15 protein-coding genes and 1 tRNA gene are annotated in these 20,105 nt (G+C 37.6%); 3 read left to right on the top strand and 13 right to left on the bottom strand.

Going from position 1 to position 20,105, the window contains the following annotated elements; all coding sequences use genetic code 11:
* Positions 1 to 16 precede the first annotated feature (16 nt).
* From AC1DNH_RS14945 to miaA, 3 genes are all read left to right on the top strand, one after another.
* Positions 17 to 1,423, top strand: a complete 1,407-nt coding sequence (locus AC1DNH_RS14945) for a CCA tRNA nucleotidyltransferase (RefSeq protein WP_477625477.1) — start codon at positions 17 to 19, stop codon at positions 1,421 to 1,423.
* 99 nt (positions 1,424 to 1,522) lie between these two features.
* Positions 1,523 to 2,173, top strand: coding sequence for an IS1096 element passenger TnpR family protein (locus tag AC1DNH_RS14940; protein ID WP_477625476.1), 651 nt, complete (start codon positions 1,523 to 1,525; stop codon positions 2,171 to 2,173).
* Positions 2,174 to 2,246: 73 nt separating this feature from the next.
* Entirely contained in the window at positions 2,247 to 3,152 is a 906-nt protein-coding gene (gene miaA, locus AC1DNH_RS14935; RefSeq protein WP_477611022.1) for a tRNA (adenosine(37)-N6)-dimethylallyltransferase MiaA, read from the top strand.
* A gap of 52 nt (positions 3,153 to 3,204) precedes the next feature.
* Here miaA and AC1DNH_RS14930 read toward each other — a convergent pair whose 3' ends face one another.
* From AC1DNH_RS14930 to AC1DNH_RS14870, 13 genes are all read right to left on the bottom strand, one after another.
* Entirely contained in the window at positions 3,205 to 4,503 is a 1,299-nt protein-coding gene (locus AC1DNH_RS14930) for a G-D-S-L family lipolytic protein (RefSeq protein WP_477611020.1), read from the bottom strand.
* An 11-nt stretch (positions 4,504 to 4,514) separates the two neighbouring features.
* Positions 4,515 to 5,738, bottom strand: a complete 1,224-nt coding sequence (locus tag AC1DNH_RS14925) for an OmpP1/FadL family transporter (RefSeq protein ID WP_477582264.1) — start codon at positions 5,736 to 5,738, stop codon at positions 4,515 to 4,517.
* Positions 5,739 to 5,814: 76 nt separating this feature from the next.
* Positions 5,815 to 6,126, bottom strand: a complete 312-nt coding sequence (locus tag AC1DNH_RS14920; RefSeq protein ID WP_055914859.1) for a DUF3467 domain-containing protein — start codon at positions 6,124 to 6,126, stop codon at positions 5,815 to 5,817.
* A gap of 237 nt (positions 6,127 to 6,363) precedes the next feature.
* Positions 6,364 to 8,097, bottom strand: a complete 1,734-nt coding sequence (locus AC1DNH_RS14915) for a DUF4091 domain-containing protein (protein WP_477582262.1) — start codon at positions 8,095 to 8,097, stop codon at positions 6,364 to 6,366.
* Positions 8,098 to 8,256: 159 nt separating this feature from the next.
* Positions 8,257 to 12,543 (bottom strand): DNA-directed RNA polymerase subunit beta', encoded by a 4,287-nt coding sequence (gene rpoC, locus AC1DNH_RS14910; protein ID WP_477625475.1) that lies wholly within the window; start codon positions 12,541 to 12,543, stop codon positions 8,257 to 8,259.
* Between the two features lie 87 nt (positions 12,544 to 12,630).
* Positions 12,631 to 16,434 (bottom strand): DNA-directed RNA polymerase subunit beta, encoded by a 3,804-nt coding sequence (gene rpoB, locus AC1DNH_RS14905; RefSeq protein ID WP_029279311.1) that lies wholly within the window; start codon positions 16,432 to 16,434, stop codon positions 12,631 to 12,633.
* Positions 16,435 to 16,591: 157 nt separating this feature from the next.
* Positions 16,592 to 16,969 carry a 50S ribosomal protein L7/L12 gene (gene rplL, locus AC1DNH_RS14900; protein WP_029279312.1) on the bottom strand — a complete coding sequence of 126 codons (378 nt, stop codon included), beginning with the start codon at positions 16,967 to 16,969 and terminating at the stop codon, positions 16,592 to 16,594.
* Positions 16,970 to 17,033: 64 nt separating this feature from the next.
* The gene (gene rplJ / locus AC1DNH_RS14895; RefSeq protein WP_477584715.1) at positions 17,034 to 17,555 is read right to left on the bottom strand and encodes a 50S ribosomal protein L10; all 522 of its coding nucleotides are present in this window, start codon (positions 17,553 to 17,555) and stop codon (positions 17,034 to 17,036) included.
* A 2-nt stretch (positions 17,556 to 17,557) separates the two neighbouring features.
* Positions 17,558 to 18,256: a 50S ribosomal protein L1 gene (gene rplA, locus AC1DNH_RS14890; RefSeq protein WP_029279316.1), complete on the bottom strand. Its 699-nt coding sequence runs from the start codon at positions 18,254 to 18,256 to the stop codon at positions 17,558 to 17,560.
* A gap of 20 nt (positions 18,257 to 18,276) precedes the next feature.
* Positions 18,277 to 18,720 carry a 50S ribosomal protein L11 gene (rplK, locus tag AC1DNH_RS14885; protein ID WP_010601094.1) on the bottom strand — a complete coding sequence of 148 codons (444 nt, stop codon included), beginning with the start codon at positions 18,718 to 18,720 and terminating at the stop codon, positions 18,277 to 18,279.
* Between the two features lie 382 nt (positions 18,721 to 19,102).
* Positions 19,103 to 19,642 (bottom strand): transcription termination/antitermination protein NusG, encoded by a 540-nt coding sequence (nusG, locus tag AC1DNH_RS14880; RefSeq protein ID WP_025143263.1) that lies wholly within the window; start codon positions 19,640 to 19,642, stop codon positions 19,103 to 19,105.
* 9 nt (positions 19,643 to 19,651) lie between these two features.
* Positions 19,652 to 19,849, bottom strand: coding sequence for a preprotein translocase subunit SecE (gene secE, locus AC1DNH_RS14875; RefSeq protein ID WP_029279332.1), 198 nt, complete (start codon positions 19,847 to 19,849; stop codon positions 19,652 to 19,654).
* 109 nt (positions 19,850 to 19,958) lie between these two features.
* Positions 19,959 to 20,029: transfer RNA gene (locus AC1DNH_RS14870), tRNA-Trp, on the bottom strand.
* Positions 20,030 to 20,105 lie beyond the last annotated feature (76 nt).

The following is a 20,105-nucleotide window of genomic DNA, read 5'->3' as shown; positions in this document are numbered from 1 at the left end:
GCACGAAGCAATTTTTATGCAGCAACACCTACAAAACCCAATATTTAAAACCTTATCCACAACTGCCGATAAGAACAATACCGAAGCATATGTAATCGGAGGCTTTGTTCGCGATTTATTTTTAAATCGCCCTTCAAAAGATATTGATATTGTTGTTGTGGGCAGTGGAATAGAATATGCTGAAGCAGTAGGTAGAAAACTGCACACCAAAGTAGCTGTTTTTAAAAATTTTGGTACAGCAAATATTAAATATCAGGATTTAGAAGTCGAATTTGTAGGCGCCAGAAAAGAATCTTACCGTTCTGATTCCCGTAAACCCATTGTTGAAGACGGTACCTTAGAAGATGACCAGCTGCGCAGAGATTTCACCATCAATGCTTTAGCGATCAATTTAAATGCCGATCATTTTGGTGAACTGTTAGATCCGTTTGACGGGATTAAAGATTTAGAAAACAAGCTCATCCGTACCCCCCTCGATCCGGAAGTTACTTTTTCTGACGATCCTTTGCGCATGATGAGGGCAATCCGCTTTGCTTCGCAGCTTAATTTCAACATCGATCCGGCTGCCCTAAATGCCATTAAAACGCAAAAACAGCGCATTACCATTGTATCAAAAGAGCGGATAACAGATGAAATGAATAAAATCATCCTCTCAAAAAAACCTTCTATAGGCTTTAAACATCTTTTTGATACGGGCTTATTGCAGCTCATTTTCCCTCAAATGGCACAGCTTTATGGGGTAGAGATTATTAAAGGAAAAGGACATAAAGACAATTTTTACCATACACTTGAAGTATTAGATAACATTTGCGCAGACACTGATGATTTATGGTTGCGTTGGGCGGCTATCTTACATGATATTGCCAAACCAGCCACTAAACGTTTTGAAGAAGGCCACGGTTGGACATTCCACGGACATGAAGATAGAGGAGCCAGAATGGTTCCAAAAATATTTGCACAGTTAAAACTGCCTTTAAACGAAAAGATGAAGTATGTGCAAAAATTGGTACAGCTTCATTTACGCCCAATTGTTCTGGCGCAGGAAACCGTTACAGATTCTGCGGTAAGGCGGTTACTTTTTGATGCCGGTGAAGAAATTGAAAGTTTAATGCTGCTTTGCAACGCCGATGTAACGACTAAAAACGAATACAAAAAAACAAAATACCGAAACAACTTTGAGCTGGTTAAACAAAAGCTTAAGGATGTAGAAGAACGCGATAAAATTAGAAACTGGCAGCCCCCTATTTCAGGAAACGATATCATGGAAACTTTCGGACTTGATGCAGGAAAAGAGGTTGGTATAATCAAAAATGCCATCCGTGAAGCCATATTAGAGGGCGAGATTACAAACGACTATCACGAAGCATTTAATTTTATGCTAAATCAGGCAAAACAAATGGGATTAAATCCTGTTAATAAATAATTTAATTGCTAAAACACTACAATTAGGCTGTCTTTTATGCCACCTGATATTTGTGGTAATTATAAATTAACTTTATTTTTACGGTTCCAAAACACTATAATGGCTATTTATAAATTTAGAATTACTTTCGAAGATTTTGATGATGTTGTAAGAGAGATCGACATTAAATCAAACCAAACATTTGAAGACCTGCACAAGGCTATTCACAGATCTACGGGTTATAATGCCGAAAAATCTTCCTCTTTTTACGTAAGCACCGATAATTGGTTAAAAGGTGATGAAATTGCTTATTTACCAAGTGAGCGTAAAAAAGACCGTGTAGTTTTAATGGAGAATTCTAAACTAAGTGGTTTTATTGAAGATCCGCATCAAAAGTTTTACTATATCTACAATTTCGATCGCCCTTATGATTTTCATGTAGAGCTGGTAAAAATAATTTTAGATGCCGATCCAAATATCGAATACCCATTTTTAGCTAAAAGCAGTGGTGAAGCACCTAAAATTTTTGAAAGTAGCAATGCACCCATTGTCGATCCTGGCGCAGCTGTTGGTGCAGTTGCAGGTGAATTTGATTTCTTAAACGAAATGAATTTTGTACCAGAAGATACCGACGAATTGGAAGCCATGGGCGAAATGGGGATCAATGCCGAAGAGAGGGACGAAGACGAAGAAAGCGAAGAAGACGAATTCGGCGACGAATTTTCTGATAGTGATAACTTCGAAGATGATAGCCACAAAGACGACTATTAATTAACAACGAAATAATAAATGCAAAAAGCTGCCAAATATTTAAATTTGGCAGCTTTTATTTTATACAAAGCTCATGCATCCTAAAACCTTAATATCCATTGTTGGTCCTACTGCAATTGGCAAAACAGCCTTGGGTATTGAACTGGCACAACATTTTGATACAGAAATCATTTCTGCCGATTCCCGTCAGTTTTTTAAGGAAATGGCCATAGGAACCGCAAAACCTGATGCAGGCGAGTTAGCAGCAGCAAAACATCACTTTATTGATTCACATTCGGTTTCACAACTCTTCAGCACAGGCGATTTTGAAATAGAAGGGTTAAATACCCTCGATCAAATTTTCAAAAAACACAATCTGGCCATTATGGTTGGAGGTTCAGGTTTATATGTTAATGCGTTAATTAATGGCTTGGATGAAATGCCAGATATTGATTTAGCCATACGTGAAAGGCTCAATAAACAGTTTGAAGAAGAAGGATTATCAAGTATCCAAAAACAGCTGGCAGCATTAGATCCTGAATATTTTGCAAAGGTAGATCAACAAAATCCACAAAGAATGATCAGGGGTTTAGAGGTATTTTTATCAACCGGACAAAAACTTTCGTCAATGCTTTCCGCTACAAAAAAGAAAAGACCATTTAACATTATCAAAATAGGTCTCAATACCGATCGTGCTATCCTTTACGACCGAATCAACCAAAGAGTTGATAAAATGATTGCTGATGGTTTAATAGAAGAAGTAAAGTCGCTTATACCCTTTAAAAAATATAATGCTTTAAACACGGTAGGTTACAGTGAACTTTTCGATTACCTAGACGGAAAATTATCTCTTGAAGATGCCGTTTCAGCAATCAAACAAAATACGCGTCGCTTTGCCAAACGCCAACTCACCTGGTTTAGAAGAGATGAAGAGATCAATTGGTTTGAACCTATTGAAAAAGAAAGGGTAATCAATTTTATCCATGATAGGCTAAAATGAAAAAGGTCCCAACAGCGTTAGAACCTTTTAAAAATATAAAAATCTTTTTGAATTAATTTGGGAATTTAACGCCTCTATATTGCGTAATATCAATGTTTGGTACGGTAGAACCGTATTTAGCATTAATGGCATCTATAAATACATTGGCAATTACTGCATTTCCACGCGGCGTTAAGTGAACACCATCTAAAGAGAATGCGCCACCGGTAATAAATGAAGCATTGATACCAACCCCCTGAACATTAATACCAGTTTTAACCTGATTAAAATAAGCATAAGTGTCTGCAATGGCCAAACCTTTGCTTGTAGCTAAAGATTTAATGCTGCTATTGTAGCTATTTACATAATCTTTTAATTTAATTACTTCATCCTTATCTAATACCCATTTATTTTCAATCGGATTTAATGGGTGTAAACCATAAGGAATGCCAGAACCATTTGGCTTGCCAAATATGCCCTCTGATTGAAACGGTAAACGGATTAAATCTTCAGCAGTTGCAGGCCTTACCGAACCTGTTCCTGTTTGAATATAAATAGCTGCCGCTGCAGGATTAATTGCTTTGGCAGCATTTAATAAAGCTGCTACAGTAACTGTATTAAAATAAGGGATTGCAGTTACATCAGGAATAGTACCAACTATACCTTTTTGGCCAGCTGCAGTTAAAACATTTAAAAAATTAGCATATAAAGAAGAAAAAGTAACCTTATCTGTTAAAGCCGTTGTAGGATCGGTAGATACGGTAACTGCACCATTTAAAGCGTAACCCAATACATCATTATTTCCAAGCCAAAGCGAGAAAAAAGTATGATTTCTTCCTTGAATAAACTGAAAATAATTGGTTTTACCTACCTGAGCATCTGGCAACAAACGCTCGAAATAAGGATTTGCAGCACTGAAAGTAAGCGTTGGATCGAAGGCCAGATCAACACGCATTCCAGGTATACCCAAGTTTTGGATTTCGTCATTGAATTTGTCTAAATGCTTCGCTGCATCTCTTATAGCCAGTTTATCAACAACAGGAGTTAAAGTTGGGGTACCATTAACCAGTGCTGTTAAAGAAATATAACCTGAGCCATTTGAATGTTCTTCGCTAAAAAACGGAGAGGTAAATGCCCCACCACCGACCGTAGCCATTTTGGCGGCAATTAGGTTTGGATAAGCAACTTTTTGTCCTTCCAAATATAAACCTCCATCGGCATATCCTGAAGTTAAGGAGTTACCCACAGCAATGTATTTACTAAAATTAGCTTGTCCGGCAGTTGTACCTGCAGACGTTTCTATTTCGGGTTTACAAGCTGCTGCAAAAAGGATGATAGCAGCAACGAAACTATTTAATATATATCTTTTCATTTAAATTTCTCCTACCATTTATAAGTTAACGAAATACCTGGTGCATAAACCAAAGTTTTAAAGGTACCATCTAGGCCCGTTTCAATATTCTTTTGTTTACGCGATTTAACATCTTCAAAAAAGAACGATGCATTAACTTCGAAATGGCGGGTTGGCGTATAACCTAAACCTGCACTTAAAATGTATCGGTCAGCATCAGGAGCTTCAGGTGTTACGTACCCGTCCTGTACCGGAGAGAAAGCATAACCAATACCTGCTCTTAATGCTAATTTCTCTGAGGCCTGGTGGTTAATACCTAATTTAAACGAAGAACCATCACGATAATTGCGCGCTGATTTTGTATCAACCAGCGCAGGTGTATTGGTAGCATAATCAAAAGACAAATCCTGATAAATATGCCATTGTACCCAACTTGCATCAAAAGCTAAAACTGTACTTTTTGACAATGGAATACCTACACCTAAACTTGTGGTAGCTGGTAAAGGTAATTCAGCGTTAAAGGTATTTCCTGCTGGAAAAGATCCTTCTAATGACTTTGGAACCTCAAATTCTGCTGAACCAGCATCAAGTTTCGTAATTACCTTCGATTTATGTACGAGTGCAAAAGAGATATTGCTTAATGTTTTGATATATAAACCCGCATTCCATCCATAACCTGTTCCGGTACCATCTAAGGTTGCTTTTCCCGAACGACCGTCAGGAAAATTTACAGGAATAGCTCTTTGAAGATTTACATCGCCATGGTTATAAACAAAACCTGCACCTATACCAATACGATCGGTAATTTTTATACTTAATGTTGGTTGAAAATAGATTGCTTTTAAATTTAATGAGGTTAAAGCATACTTACCAGACCAATTATCGCCCCAATCTACTAAACCGCCAAAAGGCGTATACACACCTAAGCCTAACTTCCACTTATTTGATTTCGGCCCCCACACCGCATAAAACTCGAAAGGAGGGGCAATTTTGTTCTTCACATCCTCTGTAACATTCGAACCCGTTTGTTTAAAAGCGGATTTAAATAATAATGGGTTTACACCTGCTGAAACTGAGTTTTTCTCTAAGAAAGTTACTGCACCGGGATTATAAAATACGGAAGCCTCGTCTAAAGCCAATGCAGAACCTGCACCTGCCATACCAATTTGTTTCTGTCCTTGTAAATTAACCTGGAAACCCTGCCCCAAAACCCAAAGTGGGGCAGAAAGTAATGCGCTCAATAAAAATTTTTTCATATATAAATGGTTATACACAAATATATACTATGCTAACATAGCAAACAAACATTTGTTTGTAAGATTTTGAATAGTCTTACGCTTGAGCGGTTGGCCCGCCGAAGCCCATAGGAAAAGGTGGTTCTTCTTGAGTTTTAATACGCCCGTTTACGGCTTCGAATTTCTGAATATTATCTTCCAATGCTGCTAATAAACGCTTTGCGTGTTCTGGAGTTAAGATAATTCTTGATTTAACTTTTGCCTTCGGAATTCCCGGCATTACACGGATAAAATCTAATACAAATTCTGTATTAGAGTGGGTAATGATGGCTAAGTTAGAAAAAATTCCTTCAGCGATTTCTTCCGATAACTCTATATTTAATTGATTCTCGTTTTGTTGTTCTTCCATAATAGCTCAAAAATAAAAAATTCCACTGCTTAAGCGGAATTTAAAACATAATGTTTGAAATAAAATTAAATTTTATGGCGCTTTAAATGTTATTTCTCTAAAAAATCTAACACAGCAATAGCTAATGCTTTTTTTATTGCCTGCAATAGCCATTGCTTTACTTGTATATATTTTGCCGAAATTCACAATGCACCAGGCAGATCATCAACCCCACAAAAAAGTATTTGGCTTCATCTATTATTTGTTTAGCATCGGTTTTACGCGTTTTAAAATTTCATCAGCAGTAACCGTTGATAAAGATTTTAAGTTGAAATTTTCTAAAGCTTTATTCAATTCCTCAAGTGCTGCTGTATTCTTATTTTTGGTATAAAGTGCCTGCAGTTGCTTAATTTTCTCAAAATCCTGTCCACCTTCAATCAATTTTTCAAACCTGACCGATGTTAATGGTCCGGGATAAACCTGATAAGTATCGCCAGCGGGCCAAGCTGTAAAACGCGTATCGGTTAAAGGATTTTTGGTCCAGCTGTTATATGCCCAACGCAAATAACCGTCCATATTTTTATTGGCGGTATACCAACCCATCCATACCTGTTCTGCAGGCGAAGAGAAACTGAATGCATTTGGGTAAGGTTCGGTACAGCAAGTATACCAGGTGCTGGTTTTACCTTGCTCGTTACGTTTTTGCAACACATCAGCCGGAAATTCCCATTTTGAAGCAATGCAATAATTATCGATATCTTTTTCGATTTCCTGATGGTATTCACCAGCTAAAGCAAGTTTCCATTTCGGATCAACACTTTTTAATAGTTTAATTACAGCCTGCATAGCTTTCATCGGGCGCTCATCCATAGCGATATATGTCTTCTCGAACCAGTTCTTAGCTTTTAAATGTTTGGTGAAATCGGTAAGCATGTTCTTCCAAAATGCATCATAAGCAGGTGTTCCAATAGCTTCTGTAAAAACAACCTCTTTTTGTGCAGTTTCATCCCAATAGGTAAAAGCAATTTTCCACGGCACCATACTGTAGCAATTAATGCGTTGATTTATACCAGTGGTCATTACAAAAGCAATGTATCTATCAAATAGGCTATAATCGTAAAGCCAACTGCCATCTTTTTTCTTTATCCATTTGATTAAACTTGGATAATCATCGTAGGTTTGATGCCCCCAGGGTTCATTTACAATACTTGCTGTAATTGTTTTCTGTCCGGCATTGGCCAACATTGTATAATATGGTTTCATTAATACAAAATGTTCGTCGCTCCATAATTTTACGTTATGCGCCCGGGCAATAGCAGCGGGATGCTGCCATAAATCTAAATCGTATTTCCACTCACTTGGAGGTGGTAAAGTTTTATCGAGTACTTTGATTTTAATGGGCAAATTGTATTCCTTTTCCCCTTTAATTTTGACTGTTCCAGCGTAACTTCCGGCTTTTACATTAACAGGAACTTTTATACTTAACCAAACTGGTTGTGTATTTTTAGTATTAATGCTGATCGTATTAAGTTTGGTATCGATCAGGTCTGCTACATATGATGAATCAAAATCTGCAGCTTTACGGTAGCCACAGCCATCTCTAAACTCGTCGGTAATTACATATTTAATTATACCTGAAGTAATGTTTTCTTTTTTTATGCTATTGCCTTGTTGATCTTTGAGATCAGAAACCTGAATACTGATGTTGATATGCTTAGCTTTTGTCCAAAGCAACAGCTGGGTATGTACTTTTTCTCCTTTCCAGGCAGCAGTATTCCATGTATTTTGAATTGAAATGGCTGGAGGTATATCTTTTGCAAACCTGAGGTTACTATTAGCAAAGCTAATATTTAAACCTTCAGAGGTATTATTCCACTCCTTATTTATAGTTTCGCTATCTGGCAATTTTGCTTTTTGTAAGGCCAGACTAACATCCTGAGCTGCGCTTGTTAAACCCAAGCCCATGATTAATATCACAGATAAAAACTTCATAAACCTAAGTTAATCAAACCTAACAGAATAAGATTAAGTGATTAAGAAGGTGCCTCTACGCAAACGTTTGACGGACCGTAACAAAATAGATAGATTCTTTCATAAAACAAAAAAGCCCTCTGAATAAAAATTCAGAGGGCTTATAATTACTATTAAAATCTAAGCTTCTACTTCTTCTTGTTTCGAAGCTAATAATTTATCGTATTCTTCTTGTGAACCAACGATGATTCTTTCGTAACCACGTACACCAGTACCTGAAGGGATTAAGTGACCAACGATCACGTTTTCTTTCAAGCCTAACATATTATCGCGTTTACCTGCAATAGCTGCCTCATTTAATACTTTCGTAGTTTCCTGGAACGAAGCTGCAGAAATGAACGATTTAGTACCTAATGATGCACGTGTAATACCTTGTAAGATAGAACTTGCAGTTGCTGGTCTTGCATCTCTAACCGTGATCTGTTTTAAATCTTTACGTTTCAATTGAGAATTTTCGTCTCTTAATCTACGCAATGAAACAATCTGACCTGGTTTGAAATCTGTAGAATCACCTGCATCTTCAACCACTTTCTTGTCGTACATCGCATCGTTCTCGTCGGCAAAATCCCAACGGTCAACAGCATTGTTTTCTAAGAAAATAGTATCACCTGGATCTTCAATGTGAACTTTCTGCATCATCTGGTGAACAATTACCTCGAAGTGCTTATCGTTAATTTTCACACCTTGTAAACGGTAAACCTCTTGAATACCATTTACCAGGTATTCTTGAACCGCTGCAGGGCCTTTAATTGATAAGATATCCGCAGGAGAAATTGAACCATCTGATAAAGGCATACCTGCTTTTACAAAGTCGTTATCCTGAACAAGGATGTGTTTCGACAATGGAACCAAGTATTTTTTAACTTCACCATCTTTCGATTCGATTGTAATTTCACGGTTACCACGTTTAACGCCACCTAAAGTTACCACACCATCAATCTCAGTTACTACAGCTGGGTTAGATGGGTTACGCGCTTCAAATAATTCCGTTACACGAGGTAAACCACCTGTAATATCTCGGGTTTTACCAGTTGCACGAGGAATCTTAGCGATAATCTGACCAGTTTGGATTGCTTCACCTTCATCAACTGAAACGTGGGCACCTACCGGAATGTTATAACCTTTAATGAATTCACCTTTCTTATCAACGATCTGAACTGAAGGGTTTTTAGTTTTATCACGTGTATCGATAATTACTTTTTCACGGTGACCAGTTTGCTCATCTGATTCTTCACGGAAGGTTACACCTTCAATAATGGCATCAAATTGTGCTTTACCGGCAAATTCTGATAGAATAACCGCGTTGTACGGATCCCACGAACAGATTTTATCACCTTTAGAAAGTTTATCACCTTCTTTTACGAACAAGAATGCACCGTAAGGAATGTTATTGGTTACAATGATACGTCCGGTTCCTGGCTCAACAATTTTGAACTCACCTGAACGGCCCAATACCACCTGAACTGTTCCTTCTTCTGTTTGTGTATCTACAGTACGGATATTTTCGAATTCGATTACACCATCAAACTTAGCTACGATGTTAGATTCTGCAGCAATGTTTGATGCAGTACCACCCACGTGGAAAGTACGAAGTGTTAACTGTGTACCCGGCTCACCGATTGACTGTGCTGCAATTACACCAACTGCCTCACCTCTCTGAACACGTTTACCAGATGCTAAGTTACGGCCATAACATAATGCACAAACACCACGTTTAGATTCGCAAGTTAGTACTGAACGGATCTCGATACCTTCTAGTGGAGATTCTTCGATCAATTTAGCTACATCTTCGTTAATATCTTCTCCAGCACCCACCAATAAAGTGTTATCCAATGGATTGTACACATCATGTAGTGAAGTACGGCCTAAAATCCTGTCGTATAATGGCTCAACGATATCTTCCTGATCTTTTAAAGCGGTAGTATACATACCTCTTAAAGTACCACAATCGTTATCGTTAACAATCATATCCTGCGCCACATCATGTAAACGACGGGTTAAGTAACCCGCATCCGCCGTTTTTAACGCCGTATCCGCCAAACCTTTACGTGCACCGTGAGTAGAGATAAAGTACTCTAATACCGATAAACCTTCTTTAAAGTTTGATAAGATCGGGTTTTCGATGATATCGCCACCTGAACCTGATTTTTGAGGTTTCGCCATCAAACCACGCATTCCGCAAAGCTGACGAATCTGCTCTTTAGATCCACGTGCACCTGAATCAAGCATCATGTAAACCGAGTTAAAACCTTGGTTATCTGACGATAACTGAGTCATAACGAATGTAGTTAACCTGTTGTTGATACGGGTCCAGATATCAATAATCTGGTTGTAACGTTCGTTGTTGGTAATGAAACCCATGTTATAGTTGTTTCTTACCTCTTCAACTTCAGCTGCTGCCTGTTCTAATAAAGTATGTTTTTCTACCGGAATGTTTACGTCTTGTAAGTTGAACGATAAACCTCCCTGGAATGCCATACGGAATCCTAATTCTTTGATATCATCTAAGAATTGAGAAGCACGGGCCATACCAGTCATTTTCACTACTTCACCAATAATATCTCTTAAAGATTTTTTGGTTAATAATTCATTGATATAACCAACTTCTTCAGGGACCATTTGGTTGAACAATACTCTACCTACAGTGGTTTCAGTTAATTTATTAACGATAGAACCATCGCCTTGTTTAACATTTACCCTTACTTTGATAAATGCATGCAAGTCTAATTCTTTCTCGTTATAAGCAATGATAACTTCTTCCGGAGAATAGAAATTCGAATCCTGTCCTTTTACAACTCTGGTTTCATCTGTTCTACGGCCTTTAGTAATATAATAAAGACCCAAAACCATATCCTGTGATGGTACTGTAATTGGCGTACCGTTTGCAGGGTTTAAGATATTGTGTGCGGCCAACATTAATACTTGGGCTTCCAAAATTGCTGCATTACCTAAAGGTAAGTGGACAGCCATCTGGTCACCATCAAAATCGGCGTTGAACGCAGTACAAACTAGTGGGTGTAACTGGATTGCTTTTCCTTCAATTAATTTTGGCTGGAAAGCCTGAATACCTAGTCTGTGTAGCGTAGGTGCACGGTTTAATAATACCGGGTGACCTTTTAATACATTTTCTAAAATATCCCAAACTAATGGATCTTTTCTATCAACGATTTTCTTAGCAGATTTAACTGTTTTTACTACACCACGCTCAATCATCTTACGAATAATGAATGGTTTGTAAAGCTCAGCAGCCATATCTTTCGGAATACCGCACTCGTGCAATTTAAGGCTAGGCCCTACAACAATTACCGAACGAGCTGAATAATCCACACGTTTACCTAATAAATTCTGACGGAAACGACCTTGTTTACCTTTCAGGATATCTGAAAGTGATTTCAAAGCACGGTTACCTTCAGTTTTTACCGCGTTAACTTTACGTGAGTTATCGAATAACGAATCTACAGCTTCCTGCAACATACGTTTCTCGTTACGTAAAATTACCTCTGGTGCTTTAATCTCGATCAAACGTTTTAAACGGTTGTTACGGATAATTACACGGCGGTATAAATCATTTAAATCGGAAGTAGCGAAACGGCCACCTTCTAATGGCACTAACGGACGTAATTCTGGTGGAATAACCGGAACGATTTTAACAATCATCCACTCAGGGCGATTCTCGATACGTGTATTAGCTCCACGGAAAGCTTCAACAACCTGAAGACGTTTTAAAGCCTCATTTTTACGTTGCTGAGAAGTTTCGTTAGCTGCCTGGTGACGTAAATCATAAGATAAAGTATCTAAATCAATACGTTTTAATAAATCTTCTAATGCTTCAGCACCCATTTTGGCGATGAATTTATTAGGATCTTTATCGTCTAAGTATTGGTTTTCTTTAGGTAATTTATCTAAGATATCTAAATATTCTTCTTCCGTTAAGAAGTCCATATAGTTGATACCTTCTTCAGCCATTAAGCCTGATTGAATAACTACGTAACGCTCGTAATAGATAATTAAATCTAATTTTTTAGTAGGTAAACCTAATAAATAACCGATTTTGTTTGGTAAAGAGCGGAAGTACCAGATGTGTGCAACAGGAACCACTAAAGCAATGTGTCCCATACGCTCACGACGTACTTTTTTCTCCGTTACTTCAACACCACAACGATCGCAAACAATACCTTTATAACGGATACGTTTGTATTTACCGCAATGACATTCGTAATCTTTTACCGGACCAAAAATACGCTCACAGAACAAACCATCACGCTCAGGTTTGTAAGTACGGTAGTTAATGGTTTCTGGTTTCAACACCTCACCGCTTGAGCGTTCCAAAATAATTTCTGGAGACGATAAGCTAATCGTGATTGATGTGAAATTGCTTTTTAATTTATTATCCTTTTTGTAAGACATATCTTTTTGTTTTTAGTAGCAAGTACTTAGTATCAAGTATCGAGATTGAATTAACCTTCTTGATACTCGATACTTTATACTTAATACTTAGTCTAACGTAATATCTAAACCTAATCCGCGTAACTCATGTACCAATACGTTGAACGATTCTGGTACACCTGGTGTTGGTAGGTTCTCACCTTTAACAATGGCTTCGTAAGTTTTGGCTCTTCCGATTACATCATCCGATTTAACGGTTAAGATCTCCTGAAGAATATTAGCTGCACCGAATGCCTCTAATGCCCAAACCTCCATCTCACCAAAACGCTGACCACCGAACTGGGCTTTACCACCCAATGGTTGTTGTGTAATTAATGAGTATGGTCCGATTGAACGGGCGTGCATCTTATCATCAACCATGTGACCTAATTTCAACATGTAGATAATACCTACAGTTGTAGTCTGATCGAAACGCTCACCTGTTAAACCATTGTATAAGTAGGTTTTTCCTGAAGCAGGAACTCCTGCTTTAGCGATCCATTCTTCCACCTCATCGTGCGTAGCGCCATCAAAAATCGGAGTTGCAAATTTAACACCCAATTCTTTACCGGCCCATGCCAATACGGTTTCGTAGATCTGACCAAGGTTCATACGTGAAGGTACACCTAGTGGGTTCAACACGATATCAACCGGAGTACCATCAGCTAAGAAAGGCATATCTTCATCACGTACAATACGTGCAACAATACCTTTGTTACCGTGGCGACCCGCCATTTTATCACCTACTTTTAATTTACGTTTTTTAGCTACATAAACTTTTGCCATCTGTACGATTCCTGAAGGAAGCTCATCACCTACACTGATCGCGAATTTATCGCGTTTGTAAGCACCAAGTTCTTCGTTAACACGGATACCGTAGTTGTGAAGCAACATTTTAATCATCTCGTTTTTATCATCATCAGTAGTCCATTTGTTAGGGCTAATGTGATTATAATCAAGCTCAGCTAAAATTTTCTGAGTAAATTTAGCGCCTTTAGCAACTAATAATTCTTTGTAAATGTTAAATACACCCTGAGATGTTTTTCCATTTACGATGGTGAATAATTTGTCAACTAATTCTGCTTTTAATTTCTCAGTGATATTGTTATATCCTTTGTCTAATTTCTCAATTGCCGATTTTTCCTCAGCTTTTGTAGTTTTCTTAGCACGGCTGAATAATTTAGTATCAATTACCACACCTTGGATTGAAGGAGGAGTTTTTAAAGACGCATCTTTAACATCACCTGCTTTATCACCAAAAATTGCACGTAGTAATTTCTCTTCCGGCGAAGGATCTGATTCTCCTTTTGGAGTAATCTTACCAATTAAAATATCACCTTCTTTTACATCAGCACCAATACGGATAATACCGTTTTCATCAAGGTCTTTAGTAGCCTCTTCAGAAACGTTCGGGATATCTGGTGTTAATTCCTCTTCTCCACGTTTAGTATCACGTACTTCTAATTCAAACTCTTCAATATGCAATGAAGTGAAAACGTCATCACGAACAATACGCTCGTTGATTACAATCGCATCCTCAAAGTTGAAACCTTGCCAAGGCATGAATGCCACTTTCAGGTTTCTACCCAATGCTAATTCACCATTTTCAGTTGCATAACCTTCGCAAAGTACTTGTCCTTTAGTAACTTTCTGACCTTTCTTAACGATTGGTTTTAAGTTGATACAAGTATTCTGGTTGGTTTTTTTGAATTTAATTAAACGGTAAGTTTTGCTATCACCTTCAAATGAAACTAAACGATCATCTTCGTTACGCTCATATTTAATGGTGATTTCGTTAGCATCAACATACTCTACAACACCGTCACCTTCTGCGTTGATCAAAGTTCTTGAGTCACGTGCAACGCGACCTTCTAAACCTGTACCTACAATTGGTGCTTCAGGACGCAACAATGGTACGGCCTGACGTTGCATGTTCGATCCCATCAAAGCCCTGTTCGCATCATCATGTTCTAAGAACGGGATTAACGAAGCAGCGATTGAAGTAATCTGGTTAGGCGCAACGTCCATTAAGTCTAATTTCTCAGGCTCAATAATCGGGAAGTCACCCTCATAACGCGCTTTAACACGTGGTGTGGTAAAATTACCTTTATCATCATATTCTGCATTGGCCTGAGCGATGGTTTTACCATCTTCGTCCTCAGCAGATAAATAAATAACGTCTGAATCTACAACTACTTTACCATCTTCAACACGTTTGTATGGTGTTTCAATGAAACCTAAATTATTGATTTTTGCATGCACACAAAGTGATGAAATCAAACCAATGTTTGGTCCCTCTGGTGTTTCAATAGTACATAAACGACCATAGTGCGTATAGTGAACGTCACGTACCTCGAAACCGGCACGCTCACGCGATAAACCACCTGGACCTAAAGCCGATAAACGGCGTTTGTGTGTGATCTCTGCCAATGGATTCGTTTGATCCATGAACTGAGACAACTGGTTAGTACCAAAGAACGAGTTGATAACCGATGATAACGTACGGGCGTTAATCAAATCAGTTGGTGTAAACACCTCGTTATCACGAATATTCATACGCTCACGGATTGTTCTGGCCATACGGGCTAAACCAACACCAAATTGTGCGTACAATTGCTCACCTACCGTACGTACACGACGGTTAGACAAGTGATCGATATCATCTACTTCTTCTTTTGAGTTGATCAATTTGATCAGGTATTTAACAATTGCAATAATATCTGCTTTTGTTAATACTTTAACCTCATCAGGGGTATTCATTTTTAATTTACGGTTGATGCGGTAACGACCAACATCTCCTAAATCGTAACGTTTATCTGAAAAGAATAAACGATCAATGATACCACGGGCTGTTTCCTCATCAGGTGGTTCTGCATTACGCAAAGCACGATAGATGTTTTCTACAGCTTCTTTTTCTGAGTTTGATGTATCTTTCTGTAATGTATTATATATAATGGTATAATCAGCCTGACTTGCGCCATCTTCTTTAGACAAGATGATGCTTTTTACGCCTGCTTCGATAACCATATCAATGTGTTCGTCTTCTAAAACGGTTTCTCTTTCAAGAATCACTTCATTACGGTCGATAGAAACTACCTCACCTGTATCTTCATCTACAAAATCTTCAACCCATTTTTTCAATACCCTTGCTGCCAGTTTACGACCGATGTATTTCTTCAAACCAGATTTACTAACTTTTACTTCGTCAGCAAGATCAAAAAGTTCTAAGATATCTTTATCAGAATCGTAACCGATAGCACGTAATAAAGTGGTAACCGGGAATTTTTTCTTACGATCGATATAAGCATACATCACGTTATTAACGTCTGTAGCGAACTCGATCCATGAACCTTTGAAAGGAATTACACGTGCAGAATACAATTTGGTTCCATTTGTGTGACGGCTTTGACCGAAGAACACTCCTGGAGAACGGTGTAATTGCGAAACGATAACACGTTCTGCACCGTTGATAACAAACGTACCTTTTGGTGTCATATACGGGATTGTACCTAAGTACACATCCTGGATAATGGTTTCAAAATCTTCATGTTCTACATCATTACAAGAAAGCTTCAGCTTTGCTTTTAATGGAACATTGTAGGTTAATCCACGCTCAATACACTCATGTATATCGTAACGTGGCGGATCAACAAAATAATCAAGAAACTCCAATACGAAGATATTTCTTGAATCTGTTATTGGAAAGTTTTCAGCAAACACTTTAAACAAACCTTCGCTAGAGCGATCGTCTGATGTGGTATCTATCTGGAAAAATTCTCTGAATGATTGCAATTGCACATCCAGAAAATCCGGATAGTCTATAATGTGCTTACTAGTTGCAAAATTTACTCTTTGTTCGACTGTCTTTGCCAATGGACTAAAAGATTTTAGTTTAAGAATAAACTATTTGTTTGGTTTCAGTTTCAAGCATTCTCATTAACCAAACAAAATGAGATGTTTATAAACAGGTAAAGACACCGACATTTTCAGTCGGTGTCTAATACATTTTTAGCTTAGCTAAGTTAAGTGATTACTTAATCTCAACTACTGCTCCAGCTTCTTCTAATTGTTTTTTAAGAGCTTCTGCTTCGTCTTTAGTAACACCAGCTTTTAATTCTTTTGGTGCTCCGTCAACTAAGTCTTTTGCTTCTTTCAAACCAAGGCCAGTTAAGTCTTTAACAAGTTTCACAACTGCTAATTTAGCGCCACCAGCTTCTTTTAAGATAACATCAAATGATGTTTTTTCTGCAGCAGCAGCAGGTGCATCACCACCAGCAGCAGGACCAGCAACTACAGCAGCAGCTGCAGGCTCGATACCATACTCGTCTTTTAAGATTTGAGCTAATTCGTTAACTTCTTTAACTGTTAAGTTTACTAATTGCTCAGCAAACGATTTTAAATCTGCCATTTTATTAAGATTTTAAAAATTTACGTAAAAATAATTTTGTTTAATTGCGAACTTAAGGTGTTCGTTAACCTTCTCTTTCTTGTAGAGTTTTAACAATTCCTGCAATTTTGCCTCCGCTTGATTTAAGCGCAGATATAACATTCTTAGCTGGTGATTGTAATAATCCAATGATATCGCCAATAAGCTCTTCTCTCGATTTTAAGCTTACTAAGTTATTCAATTGGTCATCGCCAACGTATACTGATGAATCTATATATGCTGCTTTAAGCAATGGTTTATCAGATGTTCTTCTCAAAGTTTTAATCAACTTAGCCGGAGCGTTTGCTGTTTTTGAGAATAATAATGATGATGAACCTTTAAGGGCTTCGTATATCTCAGAAGCATCGCCATCTAAACCTTCAATCGCTTTGCGGATTAAAGAGTTTTTAGCAACTTTCATGATGATATCACCTTCGAAACATTTGCGGCGGATGTTGTTAATCTGCTCAACAGAAAGGCTAGAAGTATCAGCAATATAGAAATTGCCATACTCTTGCATTTGTCCTTGTAGTTCTAAAACTACTTCGTTTTTTTCTTCTCTGTTCATGATTAAATCCCCGCTACTGATTTTGTTTCAATTGCAATTCCAGGACTCATTGTAGAAGACACGTGAATGCTTTTAAAATAAGTTCCTTTAGCAGCAGATGGTTTTAATTTTGAAATTACCTGAATGATTTCAAGTGCATTCTCATAAATTTTATCTGCTGGGAATGATACTTTCCCTATTGAAGCGTGTATAATACCGCTTTTGTCTACTTTAAAATCAATCTTACCTGCTTTAACCTCTGTTACAGCTTTACCAACTTCGTTAGTTACTGTACCAGATTTTGGATTTGGCATTAAGTTCCTTGGACCTAAAACGCGGCCTAATTTACCTACTTTTGCCATACAAGCTGGTGTTGTGATAATAATGTCTACATCGGTCCAACCACCTTCAATTTTAGCCACATATTCGTCTAAACCTACGAAGTCTGCGCCAGCTGCTTTCGCTTCTTCTTCCTTATCAGGAGTTACTAGAGCTAAAACACGTACAGTTTTACCTGTACCGTGTGGTAAAGTAGCAATACCACGTACCATTTGATTCGCTTTACGCGGATCTACACCTAAAGATACATCAATATCAACTGATGCGTCGAATTTAGTGGTAGTGATTTCTTTTACCAAAGCAGCAGCAGCCTGTAAAGTATAAGCTTTACCAGCTTCTATTTTAGCGTGTGCCTTTTTTTGATTTTTAGTTAATTTCGCCACTGTTGTAAACTGTTTTTTAATTAATTGTTCCAGGGTGCGTCACCAGAAACGGTGATTCCCATACTGCGTGCTGTACCAGCAACCATACTCATTGCAGATTCGATTGTAAATGCATTTAAATCAGGCATTTTATCTTCAGCAATAACTTTAATCTGGTCCCAGGTCACCGATCCAACTTTTTTACGGTTAGGCTCAGCAGAACCACTCTGTAATTTAGTAGCATCTTTTAACTGGATAGCTACAGGAGGGGTTTTGATGATGAAATCGAATGACTTATCAGCATAAACAGTAATTACAACTGGCAATACTTTACCTGCTTTATCTTGGGTACGAGCGTTGTACTGTTTGCAAAACTCCATAATATTCACCCCTTTAGCACCTAACGCAGGTCCTACTGGTGGCGATGGATTTGCCGCTCCGCCTTTGATCTGTAATTTGATCATTGCACTGACTTCTTTTGCCATTTTGTGTTTTTTGTTTATTTAAAACTCAATGTTAAATATTGGAAGCATGTAACATTTAATTCCTTAGAGCTCCTATAAAGCTTAAAGGACTGCAAAGATATGGATAATCTTGTAAATGCACAATAGATGGAGAGAAATATATTTAATAATATGTAGGTGTTTAAAATATGTGCATTAAATCAGCGATTAAGAAAAATACTTTCTTCAGTTATAAACCATGAATAGATTGCTTCACGCCACCATAAGACCCTTTCTTTGTTCGCAACGACAGAATAAACCACAAAACTTACACTAATTATTAAGCAATTTAAAAAATCATTTAAAAAGAAAAAACCGCACGAAATAAATTCTGCGGTCTTTTTATATTCTAAAAATAATTTGCTTACTCTTTTTCTACTTGCATGTAGTTAAGCTCAAGTGGTGTTTTACGACCGAAGATTTTAACCATTACTTTCAGTTTTTTCTTCTCTTCGTTTACCTCTTCGATAATACCTGAGAAACCGTTGAAAGGTCCATCCATTACTTTAATGCCTTCGCCAACGTAGTAAGGCACATTCATTGTTTCACCTTGCTCGCTCATCTCATCAACCACACCTAAAATACGGTTAACTTCTGCCTGGCGCATTGGGATTGGATTACCAGCTTTATCACCCAAGAAACCAATAACACTATTAATTCCTTTAATGATGTGCTCTAACTCTCCATCTAATGTAGCTTCGATTAAAACATAACCAGGATAGAAGTTACGTTCTTTTGCAATTTTTTTACCATCTTTCATTTGGTAATATTTTTCCATTGGTATTAAAACCTGAGGAACCAAATGAGAGAAACCTAAACGGCTGATCTCAGCATCAATGTACTGTTTTACTTTCTTTTCCTTACCGCTAACAGCCCTTACAACGTACCACTTTAGATCGCTCATTAGTAAATATTAATTAGAAAGTGATTTATAAAAAGTATCTAACACAAATGTTGATCCTTTATCCATTGCAAAAATAACCAATGCAATAATTAAAGAAGCCACTAATACAAGAATTGCAGAACTTTGCAGTTCACCCCAAGTAGGCCATGTAACCTTCTGGGTCATTTCATCGTACGATTCTTTTATAAACTCAACTACTTTAGCCATATTTAATTTATTGAATGACAGAATGACTAAATGAGTGAATGATAATATTCGAAAGCTAACCTTCAAATTCAATCATTCACTCATTCAATTACTCAACCATTGTTTTGAGCACGGGAACAAGGATTCGAACCCTGATCAAAGGTTTTGGAGACCTCTATTCTACCGTTGAACTATTCCCGTAATTAGAAAGCAAAGTGCCTAAGCGCACTTAAACACTTTGCTTTTCTTATTTTTCTTTAGTCCCGATAAATCGGGA

Source organism: Pedobacter sp. 01N310 (assembly GCF_056399805.1).
The sequence above is the reverse complement of the archived record's forward strand: the minus strand, read 5'-3'. Positions and strand labels throughout refer to the sequence as shown.